Origin of the sequence: Glutamicibacter sp. 0426, assembly GCF_001906485.1 — a bacterium.
In the GTDB taxonomy this organism is placed as follows: domain Bacteria; phylum Actinomycetota; class Actinomycetes; order Actinomycetales; family Micrococcaceae; genus Glutamicibacter; species Glutamicibacter nicotianae.
The window spans coordinates 251160-272814 of record NZ_MPBI01000004.1 but is presented as its reverse complement, the minus strand read 5'-3'; the positions used below and the strand labels follow the sequence as shown (position 1 = coordinate 272814).

The window sequence follows — 21655 nt, the reverse complement described above, 5'->3', positions numbered from 1 at the left end:
GCTGTCCGGAGAATTGCGATTCCGGGGAGGCTGCGAGCAGCCGGACTAGGCTATTCGTCCGGGTGCTCGTCAGCCCAGCGGTGGGCGCGCGAGACCAGCTGCTCGGATAAGCCAGAAAGCTCACCCTTGCCGCTGCCCATGGCCAGTCCGAGCAGGAAGGTGCTCAGCGGGGCTGCTGGCCGGGCAACCTCGTGGGCTACATGCTTGGCAACATCAAGCACGGTGGCGATGTCCACCTCGCCGGAGTCCAAGCCCAATTCCTTGGCGGCTGCTTCCAGCCAATCGTTCAATGCTTCTGGCGGCAGATGCTGTGCCATGGCTTCCCTTCGGTTCATGCGGGCGCTTTCCAGCGCCTGCGGCGTATCGATGTCACTGCTGATTCCATCATCCACCTGCACCCGCGCCAACTGCAGCTGATTCAAAGCCCGGCGCACCGGGGCATTGACCAGGTCCGCGCCCAGCTGGGCGCAGATGGCCGCCAGTGCCGAAGTGCGGTAGATTCCTGCCAGCCATTGGGTGTGTCCTTCCGCGTCAACCAGCAGCAGGCCGTCGTCTGCGCGTTGCCCGAAGCCCGTCAGCAGCGCGCTGGCCACAGCGGCCGGCCGTTGCAGGTCGCAGGCCAGAACCATGGTCCATTCCGCGTGGACGCTGCCAGCAAGTTCGGCAAGTCCAGCGGCGATTCCCGCCAGCGGACCGGCAAATGGCGGGTCCTCGCGGATCACGGAATCGGCCTGGGTACCGGTGGATTCCGGGCCAACCACAACCACCCGTCGTGCGCCGGTTTTGCGGGCTGCGGCAACCACGCGGTCAACCAGGCGCTGGCCGTGCAGCTGGATTTCGGCCTTGGCCTCGCCCCCGAGACGCGTGCCCCTGCCGCCGGCCAGCACCAGGGCGTTGAAGCCGGGAAGCTGTGCGGCGCTCATGGAATCATCCTCAGTACTTCGACTTCATCGCCCGGGTTGACCCGGTCGACGCCAGCCGGAACCAGTGCATAGCCTTCGGCGGCGCCGAAGCCGCCCACCGAGTGGGAGATGCTGCTGGCTTGGACTGCCGGGGCGCACCGCAGTTGTTCCCCGTGCTCGAAGATGACGGGAATGACTTGCAGGCGTCCGGCCGCCGCTTTCCAGCCCACCGCGGCGATGGCGCGCAAGGTTGGGCGCAGCACCTCGCGGTGCCCTTGCATGGCCCGCAGGCAGGGGCGCACGAATAATTCGAAGCTGACCGCTGCGCTGACCGGGTTGCCGGGCAGGGCGAAGACCATCGCTCCGGCCTGCAAGCGTCCAGCGCATTGCGGCTGGCCGGGGCGGATCTTCACCCGGGCCGCCTGCACCCCGGGTTCGGCATCCAGCACCTGGCGCATCACGTCATAGGCGCCCGGGCCGACTCCCCCGGTGCTCAGGATGGCGTCATGCGTGGAGCCGAGCACCTCAAGCTGTTCGCGGACCGCTGCGGTGTCATCCACGCAGTGCACCACGGTGGTTGCCTGGATGCCGGATTCGGCCAGCAGCCCTGCCATGAGCAGCGAGTTGGTTTCCGGGATCTGCCCGCGCGACAGCGCTGTGCCGGGTTCAAGCAATTCCGCTCCGGTGATCAGCACCGCCACCCTGGGAGCGGTGCGCACCGGCAAGCGGCTGGCCCCGGCGGCCGCCAGGGCCGAAAGACGGGCGGCGGTGAGCTGCTCGCCGGCATGGGCCACCGGCTGGCCTGCGGCCTTGTCCTCGCCGCGGCGGCGCAGGTCCTTGCCCGGCTGCACCGGCACGTGGATCTGCACGGTCGCCGCATCCCAGCCGGTCACCGCGGCGGAGGTGTCCTCGATGCGCACCACCGCATCGGCATCACTCGGGATCGGGGCACCGGTCATGATCTTCACGCACTGGCCCGGTTCCAGTTTCGGGTCCCAGCCGCTTCCGGCCGGCACTTCGCCAATGACGTCCAGCGCAACCGGCGCTGCAGCGGTATCCACCGAGCGCACCGCATAGCCGTCCATTGCCGAGTTGTCCCATAACGGCAACGGATGCGTGGAGCACACATCCTCGGCCAGCACCGCACCGTGCAGGGCGGCGAAGCCTCCAGCCACCTCGATCTGCCGCGGGGCCAACGGCACAGCCTGCGACAAAAGCCGCTCACGGTGCACTTCAAGTTCCACTGGTTGGATGCCGGTACTCATGGTTGCTCTTCCTGGATGCTCATCGGATGCTGTGCTGGCAAGGTGGCCGCCACCGCACGCACAAAGCGGTTGGCAGGTTCAGCGAAAACCTGCTGCACCGTTCCCTGCGCAATGATTCTTCCGCGCTCCAGCACCAGCAGGTCATCGGCGAGCGCCAGGGCGTCGGCGGCCGAATGCGAGACGACAATGGCGCTGGTTCCGGTGCGTTCCAGCTCTTCGCGCACCAGCGCGCGCATGTCCATGGCGGCTTCGACATCCAGCGAAGCGAACGGCTCGTCGATAAGCAGGATCTTGGGCGCGGCGGCCAAGGCCCTCGCCAGCGCGATGCGCTGGCGCTGGCCGCCGGAGAGGGCCTCGGGCCGGTGCGTGGCGATTTCTTCCAGGCCCAGCCGCGCGATCCATTCGGCGGCCGCGGCCTTGGCGGCAGCCTTGTCCAGTCCCCCGGCCCGGGCGCCGAAGGCGATGTTCTTCAGCGCATCCAGGTGCGGGAACAGGTGCGGGTCCTGGCCCAGCAGGCCGACCTCGCGCAGGTGCGGCGGGCGGTGCTGCTTCGCATCGGCCAGCACGGTGCCGGAGAGCTCGATGCGCCCGGCGGCAATCTTCTGGATCCCGGCGATGGCATGCACGATGGTGGACTTGCCTGAGCCGCTGGGTCCCATCATCGCCAGCGTGCTGCCGGCAGGCACCTGGAATTCGACGTCCACGTCGAATCCGGTGCGCGGCACGCGCAGGGCAACCTCCAGTGTCATTTCAAGGCCCCCGGACGCCAGGCGCGCACCAGCAGCAGCACCACCACGGCGGTGGCCAGCAGCAGCAGCGACAGGGCGACCGCGGAATCCCGTCCGGTGCCGGCCCCGTTGAATGCGGTGTAGATGGCCAGCGGCATGGTCTGGGTAATGCCCGGCGCGTTGCCGGCGAACAGCGCGGTGGCCCCGAATTCGCCGATGGCCCGCGCGAAGCACAGGATCACCCCGGCTACCAGGCCCGGGGCGGCCAGCGGCAAGGTGATGCGGGTGAGCACCATCCAGCGTCCGGCACCCAGGGTGGCGGCGGCTTGCTCGTAGCCGGCCCCGGCGGCTCGCAGCGAGCCCTCCACGGAGAGCACCAGGAAAGGCAGGGCCACGAAGCTCTGGGCGATGACCACCGCCGCGGTGGAGAAGGGCAGGGTGATCCCCCACAGGGAATCGATGAATTCGCCGATGGGGCTGGTGCGTCCGAAGAGGAAGAGCAAGGCGACACCGCCTACCATCGGCGGCAGCACCAGCGGGACGGCGATCAGCGCGCGCAGCAGCTGGGCTATCCGGGCTGGGCTGCGGGCCATCAGCACCGCCAGCGGCACGCCAAGCAGCACGCACAGCACGGTGGCCGCCACCCCGGTGCGCAGGCTCAGCCACAGCGCCGAAAGGGCCTGGGGGCTGGTTGCATCGTCCACCAGCGTGGCCCAGCTGGCGCGCGTGATCAGCGCCAGCAGCGGAAGCACCAGCAGCCCGACGCCCAGCAGGGCCGGAGCGATGGCGAAGCCGGGAACCCGTACCCCGGTATCGCTAGCCATTGGCCTGCTCAGCGCCGGTGCCGAAGCCGTGCTCGGCAAGGATCTGCTGGCCGCGCTCGCTGATCACGAAATCCATGAACGCCTGCGCGCCGGGATTCTCGCCGAGCGTCGTAATCGGATAGGTGTTCACTACGTCCTCGGCTCCGTCCGGGACAATCGAGGCGACGTTCTCTTCGTTGAGCACATCGGTGGCGTAGACCAGCCCGGCATCCGCTTCACCGGCGGCCACCTTCTGCAGCACCGCGGTGACGTTCTGCTCCTCGCTGGCCGGGGTCACCTGAACCCCTTGGTCTTCGAGCAGCTGGCGGGAGGCCGAGCCGCATGGCACCTGCTGCGCGCACAGCACCGTGGTGGCCTGCGCCAGGTCATCGAGCGAATCGATATCCGCCGGGTTGTCCTGCGGCACCGCGATCACCAGGGTGTTGCTGGCGAAGATCACCGGCTCGTGGCCGAACCCGGCCTCGGTTACCTCGGACATGTTGCGTTCATCGGCCGAGGCGAAGACGTCCACGTCGGCGCCTTCGAGGATCTGCGTGGCCAGGGTCGAGGAGCCGTCGTAGGAGATGCTGGAAATCTGCACCTCCGGGTGTTCTGCGCTGAATTCTTCGGAGATCTGCTCGAAGGCGCTTTGCAGGGAGGCCGCCGCGGAGATGGTGATGGGTTCGGCTGCTGCATCCTCGGATGGGGTGCTGGCCGAACAGCCCGCCACCGCCAGCACGGCCACCGCCAGCCCGGCAAGGGCTCGGAACCGTGGGAAAGGGCGGTGCTGCATGGGTTCTCCTTGAAATCGGGGCTGGTGCCAATGCTACCGTCGCACCTGCCATGCCGATCCATTTGCGTAGCTGATTTGTTACTTTCAGGTTAACCGTCTTCCACGCGAGGATGCCGGAAGCTACTGTGGAGAGTATGAAAGCACAAGCGGCCGGCGCTCTGGGCGATGCCCGTGGACGGCCCCTGCACGACCTGCGGATCTCGGTGACTGACCGCTGCAATTTCCGCTGCGTGTATTGCATGCCCAAGGAGATCTTCGGGCGCGATTTCGTCTTCCGCGAGCGCTCCGAGCTGCTCAGCTTCGAGGAAATCGAGCGGCTGGCTCGTATCAGCGTTTCGCTGGGGGTCACCAAGCTGCGCCTGACCGGAGGCGAGCCGCTGCTGCGCCGCGGAATCGTGGACCTGGTTAGCATGCTTTCGAAGCTGAAGACCCCCGAGGGACAGCCGGTGGATTTGGCGATGACCACCAACGGCTCGGCGTTGCCGGTCATGGCCCAGAAGCTCAAGGACGCGGGGCTGCGCCGTGTCACCATCTCGCTGGATTCTCTGGATGACGAGAAGTTCAAGGCGATCAATGACGTGGATTTCCCTGTCTCCCGGGTGCTGCACGCCATCGATGTGGCTCAAGAGGTGGGCCTGGGCCCGGTGAAGATCAATACGGTGGTCAAGCGCGGGGTCAACGATTCGGAGATCCTGTCGCTGGCCGAGCATTTCCGCGGCACCGGTGCGATCCTGCGCTTCATCGAATACATGGATGTGGGCACCACCAACGGCTGGAAGCTGGACGAGGTGCTGCCCTCTTCCGAGGTTGTGGCCATGGTCAATAAGCGCTGGGCGCTGGAACCGGTCAGCAAGACCGAGCCGGGTGAAACCGCCAACCGCTGGCGCTACACCGACGGCGCCGGGGAAATCGGCGTGATCTCCAGTGTCACCAATGCCTTCTGCGGCAATTGCTCGCGCGCCCGGGTCTCGGCCGAAGGCCAGCTGTACACCTGCCTGTTCGCCGGCTCCGGTTATGACCTGCGCGCCCTGATGCGCGACGGCATCAGCGATGAGGAGTTGGCCAACGCACTGGCCGGACACTGGCGCAAGCGCAACGACAACTACTCCGAGCTGAGGGCCGCGCTGACCCCGGGGAACCGCAAGCGCATCGAAATGTCCTACATCGGGGGCTAGCCCATCGATTTCTGCCCGTCCAGGGATTCGCGGATGATGTCCGCATGCCCGGCGTGCTGGGTGGTTTCCGCAATGATGTGCAGCAAAGTGCGGCGCACCGACCAGTGCGTGTCGGTGAACCACGGGGCAGAGGGCAATTCGTAAACCGTGTCCAGATCGATTTCTGCCAGCAGGGCATCGGTGCGCTCGGCTATCAGGGCGTAGTTTTCCAGGAGCTCGTCCAACGTCTCGTGTGGCTGCATGTTGAATTCATTCTGGAAGGCTTCGATCATCTCCGAGGTCGGTTCGGAGAAGTCGATGCCGTCCCAGGCCATGGCGGCCCGCCCTTTGACCATGAATTCCTGCCATTGCTGCTCGACTCCGGTCACATGCTTGATCAGCCCGCCGAGGGTCAGCTCGCTGGCGGTGGTTCGAGTAGCTGCCTGCTCATCGGTGAGGTTCTGGGTGGTGAACCGCAGGAAATGCCGGGCATTGGCAAGGGCCTGGAACAGGTCGGCGCGTTCCCCGGTGAGGGTGGTGTTGGTGTTGGCCATGGTGCTCATGGTTTCCTCCTGGCATAAGCTGCAGCGGGTATTTCCAGCTGGTAGTAACCAGAGTAGAAGCCAAAAGTGCCATTTTTTGTCCTAAATCAAGGCAGACTTGTTGCATGAGTACCAGCACCAGATTCCTGCGTTTGCTGTCCCTGCTGCAGACCCACCGCTACTGGTCCGGGGACGAGCTGGCTGAACGCTTGGACGTCAGCCTGCGCACCGTTCGCCGCGACATCGACCGGTTGCGCGACTTGGGCTACCCGGTGCAGGCGGATCGCGGTGTGGGCGGCGGCTACCAGCTGTCTTCTGGCGCCGCACTGCCTCCGTTGGTGCTTGACGACGAGGAAGCGGTCGCGCTGGTTGTCGGACTGCAGTCGACGGTCCACGGCGGCGAGGATGCGCTTGCGGAGGCGGGGCTGCGTGCCCTGTCCAAGGTGGTCCCGGTGCTGCCGTCCAAGCTCCGGCAGCGGGTGCAAGCGCTGGCTTCCAGCACCGTCCCGCTGAACTCCCCGTCGTCCTCACCTGATTCCGTGGACCCGGCAGTTCTGGTGGCTTTTGCCCAGGCATGCCGCGACCATGAACGAATCGCCTTCGACTACAAGGATGCCAAGGGAGTTGCCAGCTCGCGCAGGGTCGAGCCGGCCCAGTTGGTGAATGTCGGCAACCGCTACTACCTGGTGGCCTTTGATCTGGATCGCGATGATTGGCGCAGCTTCCGCGTGGACCGCGCCGAGAACGCAGATCCGCGGGCGTTGCGCTTTGCGCCGCGGCAGATCCCCGGCGGCGATGCAGCCCAGTTTGTCCGCAATGGGCTGCGCGGCTCCGGAGTGCAACCAGTCAGCGCACGGGTGCACTCCAGCGCGAAAGCGCTGGCACCCCTCATTGGCCGGTGGTTCGAGATCGATCCGATCGATGACCGCAGTTGCATGGTGCGCACGGAGAATGCCGACTTGCGGTGGGCGGCTTTCGGGCTGGCGCTGAGCGAAGCACCGGTCAGCGAGGTGCAGCCAAAGGAATTGCGGGAGTTGCTGTCGGAATGGTCGGCCAGACTTGCACAAGAGCCTGGCACGTAGAATTCCAGCTGTCGAAACCAGCTAGCTGCTGTGCTCGCCGAAAAATGCCGTACGATTGCTCGCTGGCCTGGAGGCCGCGCGCAATGAACAGACCACGAAACGTGGGCTTGTTGAACCGTGAAGCGTCAACCTGGTGACTTGGCTCGGCTGCTGGTCGATTCAATTGCGCCGTTGCCAAGATTAAATGCTTTCGAAGCTGGCCATGGCCACGCCCCCGCGAAGTCCGGATCTCCACGTGCTAGCGCACGGAACCAACCGAATTGTTAAAGCCCCACCCATTCGGAGCTGCCGGAAGTGAAGTGCTGCTTTTTCCAAATCGGCACCTCGGCCTTGATGCGTTCCACCAGGTTCTCGATGGCGTCGAAGGCTTCCTTGCGGTGCGCCGCGGCCGAGGCAGCTACCAGCGCCGCATCACCAATCTTCAACGGACCCACGCGGTGAACTGCCGCAAGCTTCAGCCCTGTGCGTTCTTCTTCCTCGGCGATGATCTGTTCCAGGAACTCCTGTGCCTGCGGGTGGTGGGAGTAGTCCAAGGAATTCACCGACTGGCCACCATCATGGTTGCGGATGATGCCATGGAACATCACCAAGGCTCCCGAAGTATCGGATTCCACGGCAGCTTTCACCGCAGCTTCATCAATCGGCTCTTCGGTAATCAGTGCGTAGCTCATGCTCAAGCTCCTTCAATGTTTGCTGGTTCAGCCAGCAAGTTCGGGTCAACTTCGGCCAGGGCCGGCAACCCGCCGTCAAGATAATTTGCCTTGATGCCTCGTGTGGCGAGCAAGGAGGCCGCGCGCAGCGAACGCGGTCCGCGTGCGCAATAAACGGTGACATGTTCCGGGATCTGCTCCAGCTCTGCCCCGGATTCGATCGCGGATTCCAGCAGGGGCAACGGCAGGTGCAAAGAACCAGAAATGTGCTGCTGCGCGCGTTCATCCTCGTTGCGCACATCCAGCAGCACCGGTGCATCTGCACCGGCCAGTGCTTCGGCGAGCGCTTCGGCTCCGATGGCCTCGGCCTCAGGCAGTGATCCCGCGCAGAAGAGCACGTAGTCGATCAGCTCGGTGACTTCAGCTGCTTGGGGATCCCGGGAGAATCCGAGGGTGCGGGTGCTGGCGGCCAGCGCATCATAGATCAGCACCTTGCCCACCAGCGGCTGGCCCAGTCCCGCGATGAGCTTCAGCGCTTCGGTGGCGAGCAGCGAACCGATGGTTCCGCATAATCCGGGCAGCACTCCCCCGGCCGCGCAGTCCGGGATGGTGCCCGGGGCTGGAGGAACCGGGAAGAGATCGCGGTAGCCCGGACCTTGCTCATGCCAGGCCACGGAGACCTGGCCGTGGTGCTGCAGGATGGATCCCCAGATCAGCGGGATGCCGGTGAGCTGCGCAGCATCATTGGACAGGTAACGGGTCGGGAAGTTGTCGCTGCCGTCGATCACGAGGTCATAATTCGCAAAGATCTCCAGCGCATTGGAGGAATCCAGGCGCAGGTTGTGCTCGATGATCTTTACGTTCGGATCCAGCGCGGTGGCCGCCTGGGCCAGCGACGCGGTCTTGGATTTGCCGATATTCGCGGTGGTATGGGTGACCTGGCGATGCAGGTTGGACAGTTCCACCACGTCGTCATCCACGATGCCAATGGTGCCTACCCCCGCCCCGACCAGATACGGGATGCAGGCGCTGCCCAGGCCTCCGGCGCCGATCACCAGCACGCGGGCGGCGGCCAAGCGGCGCTGGGATACCTCATCGAATCCGGCCAACGAGAGCTGGCGTGCGGCCCGCTTAGCCTGTTCGCCGCTGAGTTCCGCACCGGGTGCGACTAGGGCTGGGAAGTAGCCTTCGCTCATCATCGTGTCCTGTTCGCTCTAGCGCGATAGCATGAAGTCATGTCGAAGATCACGATACGCTACTTCGCTGCCGCCGCGGCGGCGGCGGGCACCGAGCAGGAAACCTGGGATCGGCCGGAAACCCTGGCGCAGCTGCGCACGCAGCTCATCGACACCCACGGGACCGAGATGGCCCAGGTGCTGCGTGCCGGAAGCTTCCTGGTCAACGGTGTGGTGCGCCGCGATGCCGGCGAGCTGGGTCCGACCGGGGAGCTCACCGTGGACGTGCTGCCGCCTTTTGCAGGCGGATAGCCCATGACCTGCACCCTTGAAAACCATCGCGCCGAGCTGGCTAGCCTGCTCAAACCGGTCTTCGATTCGCTGGGCACGCAATGGCTGCCCGTAACCAGCGAGCAGCTGTGCGACCGGATCACCAGCGAGGACACCTTCGCCGTGCTGCCCATCCCAGCGTTCACGAATTCGCAGATGGACGGCTACGCCGTACGCAGCGCAGATCTGTTGTCCGCGGCACCCGATGCCCCAGTCTCCCTGCCCTTGGGCTTCACCGCTGCCGCCGGGGATCCGCAGCTGGAACTGCAACCGGGCACCGCCATCCCGGTGATGACCGGGGCAATGATCCCGGCCGGAGCCGACACCGTCATTCCCGTGGAGGAAAGCGCCGCCGGAACCTTTCCCGAACTCGTGCGCAGCGGCCACGGCACTCCCAGCGGCCAGGCAGCATTCACCGCACCGAGTCCCGAAGGGCGCTTCATCCGCCCGGCCGGCGTGGATCTGGCAGCAGGCGCCCTCGTGGCACCGGCCGGCACCCGCTTGGCCCCTGCCATGATCGCGGCCCTGGCTTCCAGCGGGCTGACCGAAGTCCCAGTGCGCCGCGCCCTGAAGGTGGCGCTGTGCACCACCGGCGATGAGCTGAGCAATGGCCAGCTGGCCGAAGGGCAGATCCCGGATGCCAATTCGCCGATGCTCGCGGCCCTGCTGCGCCGGCACCAGGTCGAGGTCCGCACCATCCAGCTGCCCGATGATCCGCAAGGCTTCGCCACCGCAATCGACAGGCTGCAGGCAGAAGTGGACCTGATCCTGACCGTCGGCGGCATCAGCGCCGGCGCCTACGAGGTGGTCCGCCAGGCCCTGGCCGAACGCGGCGGCAACTTCCACCACGTGGCCATCCAACCCGGCGGACCGCAGGGCTATGCGCAACTGGAAGACGCAACGGTGCTGTGCTTCCCGGGCAACCCGGTCAGCGCGCTGCTCTCTGCCGAGCTGTTCCTGGTCCCGTTGCTGCGGGAATTCAATGGCCTGCCGGAACCCCTGCCCGATCATTACCCGCTGGCAGCCGATGCCAGCTCCCCCGAGCACAAGCACCAAGTGCGCAGGGCAGTGATCCGCGATGGACAGGTCACTATCCTGGATCCGGGGTCCCATCTGGTCCACGACCTGGCCCGCGCCGATGCGCTGGTGCACATCCCGGTTGGTGTCAGCCAGCTGGCCGCCGGCCAAAGCATTGAAACTTGGAGCATGAATGTCTGAAAAACTCACCCACCTGCGCGAAGATGGCAGCGCCCACATGGTCGACGTCAGCGACAAGGCGGTCACCAAGCGCGTGGCTACCGCCGAGGCCATCTTTGCCACCCGCCCGGATGTCGTCCCGATGCTGATGACCGGAGACCTGCCCAAGGGCGAGGCGCTGGGTACCGCACGCATCGCCGGCATCATGGCGGCCAAGCGGACCTGGGAACTGATCCCGCTGTGCCATCCTCTGCCGATTTCCAAAGTGTCCATTGATTTCACCGCCGAGGAATCCGCAGTGCGCGTCACCGCCCAGGTGACCACCAAGGGTGTCACCGGAGTGGAGATGGAAGCGTTGACCGCCGCCAGTGTCGCCGCGCTGACCCTCTACGACATGGTCAAGGCCGTGGACAAGCACGCCGAGGTCCGCTCGGTGAAGGTGCTGTCCAAGTCCGGAGGCAAGAGCGGAGACTGGGTTCGTGGAGACTAGCCGCACAGCGGCGGTGGTGGTCGCCTCGACCAGCGCCGCGGCCGGCAAAGCAGAAGACAAGACCGGCCCGCTGATCACCCGGTGGCTGTCCGAGCGCGGTTTCGACACCGGGCAACCGACGGTGGTAGCCGACGGGCAGCCGGTGCGTTTCGCCGTGGATGAGCTGCTGGCCAATGGCAGCCAGGTAGTGATCGTCACCGGCGGGACCGGGGTCTCGCCCGATGACCAATCCCCCGAAATGGTTGCCCCGCTGCTCGATGTCCAGCTGCCCGGTATCATCGAGGCCATCCGCCGGCGCGGAGAGGCCTCAACCCCGATGTCCATCATTACCCGCGGGGTGGCAGGATTCGCTGGCAGCAGCTTCGTGATCACGCTGCCCGGATCCACCGGCGGAGTGAAGGACGGGCTGGCGGTCCTGGAACCGATCCTTGAGCACCTGCTGGCCCAGCGCAGCGGCGTCGGTGCCGGGCACGGCTCGCGCTGAAGTTTTCCTGCATCCCAATTGACCAGAAAGGCCGCCACGGTGAGCATCGAACCCGGCATCTACCAGCATTTCAAGGGACAGCGCTATGAGGTGCTGGCCGTGGGAAAGCACAGCGAGACCGAAGAGCCGCTGGTCTTCTACCGCAAGCTCTACGATGACTACAGCTTCTGGGCCCGGCCGCTTCAAATGTTCGCGGAACACGTTGAACGCGCAGGCTACAGCGGACCGCGGTTCGCCAGGATCGCATAGGTCCGGTCGCGGAATTCCCTGGCTCTACTGCGAGTCGGCCTCGTTATAGCGTGCCAAGGCTTCGGCAAAGGTGGAGATCTGCTCTTCGCTCCAGCCATCCAGGCGGTCGGCTACCGCGGCGCGGTGCACTGCGGCGGATGCCTGAAGCCGATCGCTTCCCAGCTCAGTCAGTTCCAGTACGCGCCCGCGCCCTGATTCGGCAGCGTCATAGGCGATGTATCCCAACTCCAGCAGCGTGCCCACTTGCCGGGAAACTGTCGACCGGTTCAGCGAGAATGCCTCGGCAATGTCGGTAGCCCGGGTTCCGGGAGTATCGGCAATGAAGCGCAGCAGGGAATGCTCCACGAGCGTCAACGGCTCGGCCAGCTGGCGGGAGCGCGAATTTGCCCGCCGGGTAATCAGTTGCATGTGGTGGAAAATCGATTGGATGTCGGCTTCGCGCTGTTCCTTGCCCATGTACCGAGTCTAGTACCCAGGGCTTCATCGGAATCTTAAAGTTGCATCATGCAACATTAAGAGTATTCTTGGGTGCTGATGACTCTCACCGACACCGCCCCGCGCCCATCCTCCGACTCCACGCAGACCGTCTCCGTGGACGCAAAGCCGTCCCCTGCACCCAAGCGGGCATCGCTGGGCTGGGGAAAGCTGGCCTTGACCATGCTGATCCCGTTCTTCCTGTGCGCAATCATGGGCTTGTTCTATCTGGGCGCGTTCCATGCGCCCAGTCCGCACAACGTGCAGGTAGCAGTCGTCGGCGGTTCCGCGCAGTCCAAGGTCTTCGCCCAAACCTTGCAGGATGAATCCGACGGCGCCTTGGGAGTGCGCACCGTCGCTGATGCCGCGCAGGCTCGGAAACTGGTCGGACAGCGCGAGCTCGCGGCCGCCTACGAAACAGGCAACGGCACCGCAACGCTGTACATTTCCAGCGCAGCATCGGAAACGTCGGCGAATATCGCCCAGAAGATCTTCATGGACGTGGCCTATGAGCAGGACCTGCCCTTGCGCATCGAGGATGTCGTGCCCACGGGAGCGCAGGACACCACCGGGCAGGGCCTGTTCTTCCTGCTGGTTGCATTGAGCATTGGCGGCTATGCCAGCGCCGTTCCGCTGGCCGGGTTCATGGGCAAGGTCAAGCTGCCGGTGCGCCTGGTCCTGGCGGCGGTCGCCGCCGCAGTGGTTGCCACGATCGCAGTGATCATCGCAGGCCCGGTCTACGGGATCATCGAGTCCCGGTTCACGGGCATCTGGTTGACTTCCTGGGTTTATGCCGCCGGCATCACCTTGCTGGGTCTGGGCCTGCATCCGCTGCTGCGCCACTGGACCACCCCAGTGCTGACGCTATGCTTCGTCGCGTTGAACTTCACGAGCTCCGGCGGCATCTTCCAGCCCCAGATGCAGCCCGGCTTCTATGGTGCACTGAACTCGTTCTGGAATGGCGCAGGGTGGCTGCATGCTGTGCAGACCCTGGTCTACTTTCCCAAGCAGTCCATTAGCATGGATATCCTGCGGCTGCTGTTGTGGCTCATTCCCGGGATCCTGCTGGTGATCCTGACCCACGCCTGGAGCGTGCGCAGAACCCGCATCGCGAACGAGCATGCCGCGATCCAGGACGTCGAAGAGGCTGTCGCGGCCTAGCCGGCAGGCAGTCTTGATCGTGCTTTGGCCAGCGCGCGCCGCAGTCCGTCGACCGCATCACCCATCGCCGGGGTGCCGGCATCCTGGAATGATCCCATGCCGCCTTGGTAGTGCCGCATCGCCTGCGCGGCGGCCTCACGCAATTCCTCACGGGTCGAGACCTGCCCGAACAGCTCGCCGAGCGACTGTGCCACGCCCGCCCGCTGCGCATCGCCGTCCATTGCCGCCGCCTCGCGCAGATTCGAGATGGCTTGCCGGATCTCGCGCAGGCGCTTCTCTACTGCGTGCATGCTTCTAGGCTAGCCGCCGCCTTGCTGCCGGCGCAATTGGCCGACGTGCCTCACCTAATATGCCCGCGAAACAGTTCCGGTGACTCACATAAATATGCCCGCGAAACGGAATCATCTATTTCATGGGAAGTGGGCTATCAATGCGAGCCAAACACGAGATAACCAGGAAGTTCGCGCGGCAATACTCGGCCGCAGAAAAAGGCACCAAGAGCAAACTACTCGACGAGGTGTGCGCGATCACGGGCTGGTCCAGAGATAACGCACGCAGACAGTTGAAGCTCGCATTGCAGCCGCGCCGGGTCAACGCGAAGAAACGCAAGCCACGCGCGCTGAAGTACACCGATACGGCGATCGCGGTGTTGCATCGGGTGTGGGCGTTCGCGGGTGGAATCAGCGGGAAGTACCTCGCCGCCACGATGGAACTGCAGCTGATGCTCCTCGAAACACACGGGGAGTTAGTCCCCGGCAAGGGCGGCTACTCCGACGGAGTGCGTGACGAGTTGCTGGCGATGAGCCCCGCCACGATCGACCGCTATCTCGCACCCGCCCGCGCGAAGGACCCGCTGCGCGGCATCACCACGACCACACCAGGACCTTTGCTACGCAACTCGATCACCGTCCGGAAAGCTGGGGACGAGATCGAAGCCGTGCCCGGGTTTTTCGAGGGCGACACCGTCGCTCACTGCGGGCCTGTGCTCAAGGGCGAGTTCGCGAGGACCCTGGACATGACAGACATGCACACCGGGTGGACCTACACCCGGTCGATCAGAAACAACGCGCACCTACACCTGCGTGACGCGCTCGACCGGTTTATCGCCGACACCCCGTTCGAGGTCACCGGGGTGGACTTTGATAACGGGAGCGAATTCATCAACTACGACGTCATCGGGTGGGCCGCCGAACTCGACATCTACTTCACCAGATCACGCCCCTACAAGAAGAATGATCAGGCCACGGTCGAGTCCAAGAACAACCAGATCGTACGCAGGTATGGCTTCTACTGGCGGTACGACACTCCCGCACAGTTGCGGCTTCTGGGCGAGCTCTGGCCGCTGGTAAACGACCGGCATAACTTCCTCACCCCGACGAAGAAACCCATCGGCTGGGACACCGACGGCAAAGGCCGACGCAGACGTGTCTATGACACGCTTGCGACCCCGTTCGACCGGCTCTTACGTTCCGGTGTCCTCACCAGCGAGAGAACTGCAGAGCTCACCGCGTACCGGGACAGTTTGAATCCCGCGCATATCGCCCGTGAGATCGACCGGATCCAGCAGCGCCTCACCTGGCTCGCCGCCGACAAGACCCGCAAACTCGAAGCCGCCGAACTTGCGAAGCAGCCCGACCCGACCGCCGGGGTCAAACCCGCCCGAACAAGGAAGAAACAAGCCAGCTAAACTCAGGGATTACGCGGGCATTCCTTCGTGAGTCACCGGGGCTGTTTCGCGGGCATATTTAAATGAGTCCCCTCGTTGGCCCAACGCGGCGCGCACTTGTGGCAGGACTTCTGTGGCCAGCAGCTCGATGGAACGCAAGGTCTGCGCCTGCGACAGGCCGCCCAGACCCACCTGCGCCAGGAAACGGGTGTGGCCCAGGATCTCGTACTCCCACAGGATCTTGTCCACGATTTCTGCCGGGCTGCCGGCAAAGAGCGCCCCGCGCGGGGAGGCCCATGCCTCGAAGGATTCGCGATCCAGAAATCCTGCACGCGGCATGTTCTGCCCGATGTAGGAGCTGTAATGCGGGTAGAAGCTGTTCCGGGCGCCCTGCGAGGTTTCCTCGGCATAGAAGTGCGAAGTTACCCCGATGCGTCCTGGCTCGCGCCCGGCTTCGTGCGTGGCACGGCGATAGAGCTGGGCCAGCGGCCCGAAGCGTTCAGGTGCGCCGAGGATCGCCAGGTACAGCGGCAACCCTAGCCGGCCGGCACGCACCGCCGAGGCCGGCGTGCCGCCCACGGCTGCCCAGATGGGCAGTTGCTCCTGAACCGGACGAGGCCAGACCCCCGCCTCATCCAGCCGCGCGCGGGTGTTGCCGCTCCAGGTCACGGGGTTTTCGTCGCGGATCTTCAGCAGCAGATCCAGCTTTTCCTCGAAGTACTCGTCGTAGCGTTCCAGCGACTGGCCGAAGAGCGGGAAGGATTCCAGGTACGCCCCGCGGCCGGCGGTGATTTCGGCGCGGCCGCCGCTGATCAGGTCCACGGTGGAGAAGTCCTCGAAGACGCGTACCGGGTCGGCTGAGGAAAGCACCGTGACGGTGCTGGTCAGCTTGATGTTCCTGGTTTGCGCCGCGGCGGCCGCGAGCACTACCGGAGGGACGGACACCGCGAAGTCCTCGCGGTGATGCTCGCCCACGCCAAAGACGTCCAGTCCGGCCTGGTCTGCGACCCGCGCCCATTCAAGGATGTCGCGTATCCTGGTGGCCGCATCGATGGGCTTGCCGTCGGTATCCCTGGTCAATTCCCCGAAGGTGAAGATGCCGATTTCAAAGTGCGCGCCCTGGCTCATGCGTTGCCTGCCGCCATCTCATCCAGCTGCGCGGAAATATGGCTGCGCACGTCGTACAGCTCATCCATGTTGATGCCGTGGGCCAGCCCCGTGTAGGTCCGTTCATTCAGGGTCGAGTGCTCGGGCAGGAACCCGGCGGTCCGTTCGATGGCGACCGGGGCGATGACCCGGTCTTCGGTGCCGCGGCCCCAGAAGACGGCGGGTCGCTGGGCGGCGATGATTTCATCGGCTGGCTGGGTGCCGCCAAGCACGAAACCGCCGAGGATCGTGGTGGCCAGGACGCGCTCGGGACGGGTGCGCAGCAGCTGGCTGGCCATCAGCCCGCCCTGGGAGAAACCGACCGGAATAATCTTGGTGGAGGCGTCCGCATTTGCGTCGATCCAGGCCCAGATGGCTGCGGTGGCCGCGTCCACCGGTGCCGCGTCGGGGACGCCCGGTGTGGTGATCTGGAACCAGGCGGCCCCGCCGTGGCCCAATTCCAGCGGTGCGCGCAGCGAAGCCCACGGCAATTGAAGGCCCAGCGGTTCGGCCAGCGAAGCCAGGTCGTGCTCATTGGAGCCGAAGCCATGCAGGAAGACCAGCACGGCGCCGGATTCCCCGGCGTCATCCCAGTTGGAAGAACGCACATCGCTCAACAGGTTGCTCATGGCAGGTCAGCTCCTCATCAGTTGCCGGGGGCAGTGCCGGAGGCGGAAGTTCAGCTTTCACGGCAGCCTTCCCGGCAAAGTTCATAGTCCAAGCATACTGGAATTGATTGAAGGTACAAGTAAATTTTTTCCATCCAACTCGTCACATACACCCGACCAGGCCCATTCGGAATTTCTGAAGCGAGCTACACTGCGATCCAGTTCACCCTCTGCCAAGAGCCGCGCGGCAGCAGTACGAACCTGCTGGTCAACAAAGCTAATCCCGGCCCGGAATCGGCCCGAAGCGAATGCGAAAACTCGGGGATTCGCCTTGGCGGAATCATTGAATCCGGAGGTATCCCATCCCACTTCACGCAAGAATTCGGCGGCAGAAAACTCTGGACAGAGATCAAAATTACTGTGATCATTTCGTTTTACTACTGGCCGGTAGCAAGTTTCTTCCAACTTTTACCCGAAGGACAACCATGCAACGACGCATACTCTCCGGTCTGGGCGCACTGTGCCTGGCCGCCGCAGCACTCGCCGCTCCGGCCGTCGCGCCAAGCCCGGCAAGCACCGCGCAAGCCGGCACGGTTTCCACTCTTGGCATCAGCCCAGTGGGAGCCAACGACTGGGACTGCACGCCCGATGCAGAACACCCCTACCCCGTAGTCCTGGTTCACGGCACCTTTGAAACGATGGACCTCAACTGGATCTCCCTGTCTCCCAAGCTCAAGCGCAACGGCTATTGCGTTTTCGCACTGAACTACGGCTTTGAAAACGGGCTTTCCGGGGCCGCGCATGTCCCCGACTCGGCGGCCGAACTGGGCGATTTCATTGACCGCGTCCGCCAGGCCACCGGTGCCAAGAAAGTGGACATCGTCGGGCACAGCCAAGGCGGAATGATGCCGCGCTGGTACATGGGCCACATGGGCGGTGCGAAGTACGTCAACGACCTGGTGTCGATCGCCCCATCCAGCCACGGCACCCAGGGCATCCTGGTCCCGACCGCCACTGGTGTGGCAATTGCCAACAGCATTGACACTTGGATCTGCGATTCCTGCGCCGACCAGGTGTCCGGCAGCGACTTCATGACCGAGCTGAATGCCATCGGCGACACCGTTGCCGGCCCGGACTATACGGTAATTGCCACCAAGTACGACGAGATCGTCATGCCCTACAAATCGCAGTTCCTGAAGGGAGAGAGCGAACAGGTGACCAACGTCCTGCTGCAGGACAAATGCCCATTGAATATCTCAGGACACCTCGGCGTGAACGTTGATCCGGTGGTCCATCGCTGGGTGCTCAACGCCCTGGCCACCGATGGCCCGGCAGACCCCGGCTACCGCCCATCCTGCTACCTGTAAGCAGGCCAGTACGCGTCCCGGCATCGGCTCCCGGTGCCGGGACGCACCCGGAGCACCCCTAGGCAGTGCGCCAGCCAGCTACTAGATTGGTGGCCATGGACGTACTTTCCAGCAGGGTGCTGCTGCGGCCGGTGGATCTGGCCGCAACCCAGCGGTTCTACCGCGAAGTGCTGCAGCTGGCCGTGGCCCGGGAATTCGGTCCGGCCGAGCAACCAGGCATGGTGTTCTTCCTGGGCAATGGCCAGCTGGAAGTCTCCGGGCGCAGGGCGCCTGGCATGCCCTCCACCTTGGTGCTCTGGATGCAGGTGCGGGATGTGCGCGCGGAACTGGAACAACTGTCCGCCCGCGGCGCGAAGGTGCTCCGCGAGGCATGCCAGGAGGACTGGGGCCTGGTCGAGGCATGGATCGAGGATCCCGACGGAACCAGGATCGTGCTGGTGCAGGTGCCGGCAGATCATCCGCTGCGCCGGGACGTGCGCGGGCCGCGAAAATAAAAGCTGGCGTGCGTGCCGTGCCCGTGGCAAGCTGAAACCGAGCGCCGCTGAGGAGGTCGGCGGCCCGTGGAAAAGGGGCATGCCATGCGTTTCGACCCGTCCAGGACTGCAGTGGTGTCCATCCACAATCAAAGGGACATCATCGGGCCCGATGGCGCCTTCGCGCACCTGTTCCACGAGCAGATCACCGCCCGGAACGTGGTGGGCAAACTGTCCGGGCTGCTGGACCAGGCCCGCACGGCCGGCGCCACCATCATCTACACCCGTATCGCCTTCGCCCCGGACTACAGCGACCTGGTGCCCAATTCCCCGCTGCTGCAGCTGGTGCAGCAGGCAGGCGCCCTGGTGGACGGCACCGAATCGGCGGCCATCATCCAGCCGCTGCTGCCTGGCCCCGGCGACGCGGTGATCACCAACCAGCAGGTCGGCGGCTTCGGCACCGAATTAGCTGGGCTGCTAGAATCCGGTGGCATCGACACCCTGCTGATTGCCGGGGTGGCGACGAATATCTCGGTGGAAAGCACCGCCCGGGCGGCTGTGGACCACGGCTGCCGGGTAGTGATCGTGGAAGATGCCTGCTCGGCGGCCGCCGAGGCCGCCCATGCGGCGAGCATCGAATCGCTCGGGCTGCTCGCCACGATCACCGGCTGCGCCGACATCCAATGGGATCCGGCCGCTGGCTGATCCACGGCGGCCGCTAGCGGCTGGCGGCCAGCGCCTCGCGCACCTGCTGCGCGGCTTCGAGAAGCCGCGGCAGCACCGCCTGGGCGGCATCCTGCGCAGTATCAGCGGTATTCGGATGCACGCTCATCGACACGTTCATCGCGGCCACTACGGTGCCATCGGCGCTGAATACCGGCACCGCCACCGAGCGCAGCCCGATTTCCAGTTCCTGGTCCACCACCGCATAGCCCTGGGCGCGGATCTTCTCCAGTTCCTCGCGCAGCGCAGCCGCATCTCCAATGCCCAATCCGGTCATCGACTGCACCCCGGCGGACAGCACCTCCTGCTGGATTTCCGCCGGCTGGTGGGCCAGCAGCACCCGGCCCATGGAGGTATTGGCCGCAGGGAAGCGGGTGCCCACCGAAATGCCTACCCGCATGATCGAACGGGTATGCACGCGGGCGATGTAGACGATATCCGAACCGTCAAGGATGGAGGCGGAAGCCGATTCGTGCACGGCGGCCGAGAGTTCCTCGAGCACCGGCTCGATCAGCTGCGGCAAGGTGGCGCTGGACAGGTAGGCATAGCCCAGCTGCAGGACCTTGGAAGTCAGCTCGAAGTGCTTGCCGTCGGTGCGCACATAGCCCAGATCCACCAAGGTCAGCAGGAACCGCCGGGCGGTGGCCCGGGACAGGTTTGTGCGGGCGGCGACCTCGGAGAGGGTCATCGACGCGTGTTCTGCGTCGAAACTGCTGATGACCGCCAAGCCCCGGGCCAGTGACTGGACCGATGCGGTTGGTGCTGCCTGCTCGCTCACCGTGCTCCTTGCGCGTGCTCAAATGATTGCGGGGTGCGCGTCCGGGTTCCCCGATGCGCACCCCACTAATCTACTGTGTCTGCTATGCCTTGGTCAGTTCCACCGGAACCTTGGCCGCCAGCTGATCGAAGCTGATGCCATGGGTGGACCGCACGAAGACCTTGGAATCGCGCAGCTCGAAGACCGCGACTTCGGTGTAGATCCGCGAGACGCAGCCCAGGCCGGTGACCGGGTAGCTCAGCGCCTCGACGAGCTTGGATTCACCGGCCTTGGTGAACAGGCTCATCATCACCCAGGTCGCCTTGGCGCCGATGGCCAGGTCCATGGCGCCGCCCACTGCGGGGATGGCGCCTTCGGCACCGGTGTGCCAGTTGGCCAGGTCGCCGGCCTTGGAGACCTGGAAGGCGCCGAGCACGCACACGTCCAGGTGCCCGCCGCGCATCATCGCGAAGGAATCAGCGTGGTGGAAGAAGGAGGCGCCGGGCAGCTCGGTGACCGGGATCTTGCCTGCATTGATCAGGTCCTCGTCGATGTCCTCGCCGGTGGCGACCGGGCCCATGCCCAGCATGCCGTTCTCAGTGTGCAGGGTAACCCCCTGCTCCTTGGTGAGGTAGTTCGAGACGTTGGTCGGCTGGCCGATGCCCAGGTTCACGAAGGCGCCAGCCGGGATGTCGGCGGCCACCAGCTGCGCCATTTCATCGCGGGTGAGCTTCGCCTCGGTGGTGCTGAATGCGCTCATTACTTTTCCCCTCCCAGTTCCACCACGGTATCCACGAAGATGCCCGGGGTGATGACGTTTTCCGGATCGATGGAACCGGCCTGCACGACCTCGTCCACCTGCACGATGGCCGCCTTGGCCGCGGTGGCCATGATCGGGCCGAAGTTGCGTGCGGTCTTGCGGTAGACCAGATTGCCCAGCGTGTCGGCCTTCAGCGCCTTGATCAGTGCGAAGTCCGCGTGGATCGGGGTTTCCAGCACGTAGCCCTTGCCATCGATGATGCGGGTTTCCTTGCCTTCGGCCAGCAGCGTGCCGTAGCCGGTGGGAGTGAAGAACCCGCCAATGCCGGCCCCGGCGGCGCGGATGCGCTCGGCCAGGTTGCCCTGCGGCACCAGTTCCAGCTCGATTTCCCCGGCCCGGTAGGCCGCATCGAAGTGCCAGGAGTCGGACTGGCGCGGGAAGGAGCAGATGATCTTCTTCACCCGGCGCTCCTTGATCAGCAGGGCCAGGCCGGCATCGGCCTGCCCGGCGTTGTTGTTGACCACCGTCAGGTCGGTGGCGCCGCACTGCATGAGCGCGTCGATCAGTTCCATCGGCTGCCCGGCGTTGCCGAAGCCGCCGATCAGCACGGTGGATCCGTCGGTGATCTCGGCGACGGCGTCCGCGGCCGAGGTGGCAATACGTGGTGCCATGATGC

27 protein-coding genes are annotated in these 21655 nt (G+C 64.9%); 12 read left to right on the top strand and 15 right to left on the bottom strand.

The window, feature by feature from the left end:
• Positions 1-50: 50 nt before the first annotated feature.
• Genes BKX98_RS12360 through modA form a run of 5 tightly spaced genes read right to left on the bottom strand, consistent with a single transcriptional unit; the run spans position 51 to position 4491 of the window.
• Positions 51-923, bottom strand: a complete 873-nt coding sequence (locus tag BKX98_RS12360; RefSeq protein ID WP_073707451.1) for an NTP transferase domain-containing protein — start codon at positions 921-923, stop codon at positions 51-53.
• Positions 920-2167, bottom strand: a complete 1248-nt coding sequence (glp, locus tag BKX98_RS12355; RefSeq protein ID WP_073707450.1) for a gephyrin-like molybdotransferase Glp — start codon at positions 2165-2167, stop codon at positions 920-922. The genes BKX98_RS12360 and glp overlap by 4 nt, the downstream gene beginning before the upstream one ends.
• A complete protein-coding gene (locus tag BKX98_RS12350; protein WP_052253896.1) occupies positions 2164-2916 on the bottom strand; it encodes an ATP-binding cassette domain-containing protein in 753 nt (250 codons plus the stop codon). The genes glp and BKX98_RS12350 overlap by 4 nt, the downstream gene beginning before the upstream one ends.
• The gene (locus BKX98_RS12345) at positions 2913-3719 is read right to left on the bottom strand and encodes an ABC transporter permease (protein WP_038992369.1); all 807 of its coding nucleotides are present in this window, start codon (positions 3717-3719) and stop codon (positions 2913-2915) included. The genes BKX98_RS12350 and BKX98_RS12345 overlap by 4 nt, the downstream gene beginning before the upstream one ends.
• The gene (gene modA, locus BKX98_RS12340) at positions 3712-4491 is read right to left on the bottom strand and encodes a molybdate ABC transporter substrate-binding protein (RefSeq protein ID WP_073707449.1); all 780 of its coding nucleotides are present in this window, start codon (positions 4489-4491) and stop codon (positions 3712-3714) included. The genes BKX98_RS12345 and modA overlap by 8 nt, the downstream gene beginning before the upstream one ends.
• 134 nt (positions 4492-4625) lie before the next feature.
• Here modA and moaA point away from each other — a divergent pair, with 134 nt between their 5' ends.
• Positions 4626-5666 (top strand): GTP 3',8-cyclase MoaA, encoded by a 1041-nt coding sequence (gene moaA / locus BKX98_RS12335; protein WP_073707448.1) that lies wholly within the window; start codon positions 4626-4628, stop codon positions 5664-5666.
• Here the strand turns inward: moaA and BKX98_RS12330 are convergent.
• Positions 5663-6208 (bottom strand): DinB family protein, encoded by a 546-nt coding sequence (locus BKX98_RS12330; RefSeq protein WP_198934378.1) that lies wholly within the window; start codon positions 6206-6208, stop codon positions 5663-5665. The genes moaA and BKX98_RS12330 overlap by 4 nt on opposite strands.
• A gap of 104 nt (positions 6209-6312) precedes the next feature.
• Here BKX98_RS12330 and BKX98_RS12325 point away from each other — a divergent pair, with 104 nt between their 5' ends.
• Positions 6313-7269 carry a YafY family protein gene (locus BKX98_RS12325; RefSeq protein ID WP_073707447.1) on the top strand — a complete coding sequence of 319 codons (957 nt, stop codon included), beginning with the start codon at positions 6313-6315 and terminating at the stop codon, positions 7267-7269.
• A 263-nt stretch (positions 7270-7532) separates the two neighbouring features.
• Here BKX98_RS12325 and BKX98_RS12320 read toward each other — a convergent pair whose 3' ends face one another.
• Both BKX98_RS12320 and BKX98_RS12315 read right to left on the bottom strand, forming a co-directional pair.
• A complete protein-coding gene (locus BKX98_RS12320) occupies positions 7533-7940 on the bottom strand; it encodes a molybdenum cofactor biosynthesis protein MoaE (protein ID WP_198934377.1) in 408 nt (135 codons plus the stop codon).
• Positions 7941-7942: 2 nt separating this feature from the next.
• Complete coding sequence (locus tag BKX98_RS12315) at positions 7943-9115, bottom strand: ThiF family adenylyltransferase (RefSeq protein ID WP_073707445.1); 1173 nt, start codon at positions 9113-9115, stop codon at positions 7943-7945.
• Positions 9116-9154: 39 nt separating this feature from the next.
• On the opposite strand from BKX98_RS12315, the gene BKX98_RS12310 reads away from it, so the two are divergent.
• From BKX98_RS12310 to BKX98_RS12290, 5 genes are read left to right on the top strand one after another with little or no spacing between them, the layout of a single operon-like run.
• A complete protein-coding gene (locus tag BKX98_RS12310) occupies positions 9155-9406 on the top strand; it encodes a MoaD/ThiS family protein (protein ID WP_073707444.1) in 252 nt (83 codons plus the stop codon).
• 3 nt (positions 9407-9409) lie between these two features.
• Positions 9410-10642 (top strand): molybdopterin molybdotransferase MoeA, encoded by a 1233-nt coding sequence (locus BKX98_RS12305; RefSeq protein ID WP_073707443.1) that lies wholly within the window; start codon positions 9410-9412, stop codon positions 10640-10642.
• Positions 10635-11111 carry a cyclic pyranopterin monophosphate synthase MoaC gene (gene moaC, locus BKX98_RS12300; protein ID WP_073707442.1) on the top strand — a complete coding sequence of 159 codons (477 nt, stop codon included), beginning with the start codon at positions 10635-10637 and terminating at the stop codon, positions 11109-11111. The genes BKX98_RS12305 and moaC overlap by 8 nt, the downstream gene beginning before the upstream one ends.
• Entirely contained in the window at positions 11101-11595 is a 495-nt protein-coding gene (locus tag BKX98_RS12295) for a molybdenum cofactor biosynthesis protein B (RefSeq protein WP_038992429.1), read from the top strand. The genes moaC and BKX98_RS12295 overlap by 11 nt, the downstream gene beginning before the upstream one ends.
• A 39-nt stretch (positions 11596-11634) precedes the next feature.
• On the top strand, positions 11635-11844 hold the full coding sequence (locus BKX98_RS12290; RefSeq protein ID WP_073707441.1) for a DUF1653 domain-containing protein: 210 nt from the start codon (positions 11635-11637) through the stop codon (positions 11842-11844).
• A gap of 24 nt (positions 11845-11868) precedes the next feature.
• Here BKX98_RS12290 and BKX98_RS12285 read toward each other — a convergent pair whose 3' ends face one another.
• Positions 11869-12300, bottom strand: coding sequence for a MarR family winged helix-turn-helix transcriptional regulator (locus BKX98_RS12285; RefSeq protein ID WP_038992432.1), 432 nt, complete (start codon positions 12298-12300; stop codon positions 11869-11871).
• Between the two features lie 78 nt (positions 12301-12378).
• On the opposite strand from BKX98_RS12285, the gene BKX98_RS12280 reads away from it, so the two are divergent.
• Positions 12379-13479 (top strand): hypothetical protein, encoded by a 1101-nt coding sequence (locus BKX98_RS12280; RefSeq protein WP_143181112.1) that lies wholly within the window; start codon positions 12379-12381, stop codon positions 13477-13479.
• Here BKX98_RS12280 and BKX98_RS12275 read toward each other — a convergent pair.
• Positions 13476-13769, bottom strand: coding sequence for a hypothetical protein (locus tag BKX98_RS12275; RefSeq protein ID WP_038992433.1), 294 nt, complete (start codon positions 13767-13769; stop codon positions 13476-13478). The genes BKX98_RS12280 and BKX98_RS12275 overlap by 4 nt on opposite strands.
• Before the next feature lie 140 nt (positions 13770-13909).
• Here BKX98_RS12275 and BKX98_RS12270 point away from each other — a divergent pair, with 140 nt between their 5' ends.
• Complete coding sequence (locus BKX98_RS12270) at positions 13910-15166, top strand: DDE-type integrase/transposase/recombinase (RefSeq protein WP_014317774.1); 1257 nt, start codon at positions 13910-13912, stop codon at positions 15164-15166.
• A gap of 9 nt (positions 15167-15175) precedes the next feature.
• Here BKX98_RS12270 and BKX98_RS12265 read toward each other — a convergent pair whose 3' ends face one another.
• Together BKX98_RS12265 and BKX98_RS12260 are read right to left on the bottom strand one after the other, a co-directional pair.
• Entirely contained in the window at positions 15176-16273 is a 1098-nt protein-coding gene (locus BKX98_RS12265; protein WP_073707439.1) for an LLM class flavin-dependent oxidoreductase, read from the bottom strand.
• Positions 16270-16920 carry an alpha/beta hydrolase gene (locus BKX98_RS12260; protein WP_073707438.1) on the bottom strand — a complete coding sequence of 217 codons (651 nt, stop codon included), beginning with the start codon at positions 16918-16920 and terminating at the stop codon, positions 16270-16272. Before BKX98_RS12260 ends, BKX98_RS12265 begins: the two co-directional genes overlap by 4 nt.
• A gap of 464 nt (positions 16921-17384) precedes the next feature.
• On the opposite strand from BKX98_RS12260, the gene BKX98_RS12255 reads away from it, so the two are divergent.
• The 3 genes from BKX98_RS12255 (at position 17385) to BKX98_RS12245 (ending at position 19444) form a co-directional block, all read left to right on the top strand.
• Complete coding sequence (locus BKX98_RS12255; protein ID WP_038992436.1) at positions 17385-18266, top strand: alpha/beta fold hydrolase; 882 nt, start codon at positions 17385-17387, stop codon at positions 18264-18266.
• 95 nt (positions 18267-18361) lie between these two features.
• The gene (locus tag BKX98_RS12250; RefSeq protein WP_073707515.1) at positions 18362-18760 is read left to right on the top strand and encodes a VOC family protein; all 399 of its coding nucleotides are present in this window, start codon (positions 18362-18364) and stop codon (positions 18758-18760) included.
• A gap of 66 nt (positions 18761-18826) precedes the next feature.
• Entirely contained in the window at positions 18827-19444 is a 618-nt protein-coding gene (locus tag BKX98_RS12245) for a cysteine hydrolase family protein (RefSeq protein WP_233125375.1), read from the top strand.
• 13 nt (positions 19445-19457) lie between these two features.
• On the opposite strand, the gene BKX98_RS12240 is transcribed toward BKX98_RS12245, so the two are convergent.
• From BKX98_RS12240 to BKX98_RS12230, 3 genes are all read right to left on the bottom strand, one after another.
• Complete coding sequence (locus BKX98_RS12240; RefSeq protein ID WP_073707437.1) at positions 19458-20240, bottom strand: IclR family transcriptional regulator C-terminal domain-containing protein; 783 nt, start codon at positions 20238-20240, stop codon at positions 19458-19460.
• A gap of 82 nt (positions 20241-20322) precedes the next feature.
• The gene (locus BKX98_RS12235; protein ID WP_073707436.1) at positions 20323-20979 is read right to left on the bottom strand and encodes a 3-oxoacid CoA-transferase subunit B; all 657 of its coding nucleotides are present in this window, start codon (positions 20977-20979) and stop codon (positions 20323-20325) included.
• Positions 20979-21650 (bottom strand): 3-oxoacid CoA-transferase subunit A, encoded by a 672-nt coding sequence (locus tag BKX98_RS12230; RefSeq protein ID WP_073707435.1) that lies wholly within the window; start codon positions 21648-21650, stop codon positions 20979-20981. Before BKX98_RS12230 ends, BKX98_RS12235 begins: the two co-directional genes overlap by 1 nt.
• Positions 21651-21655: the final 5 nt, after the last annotated feature.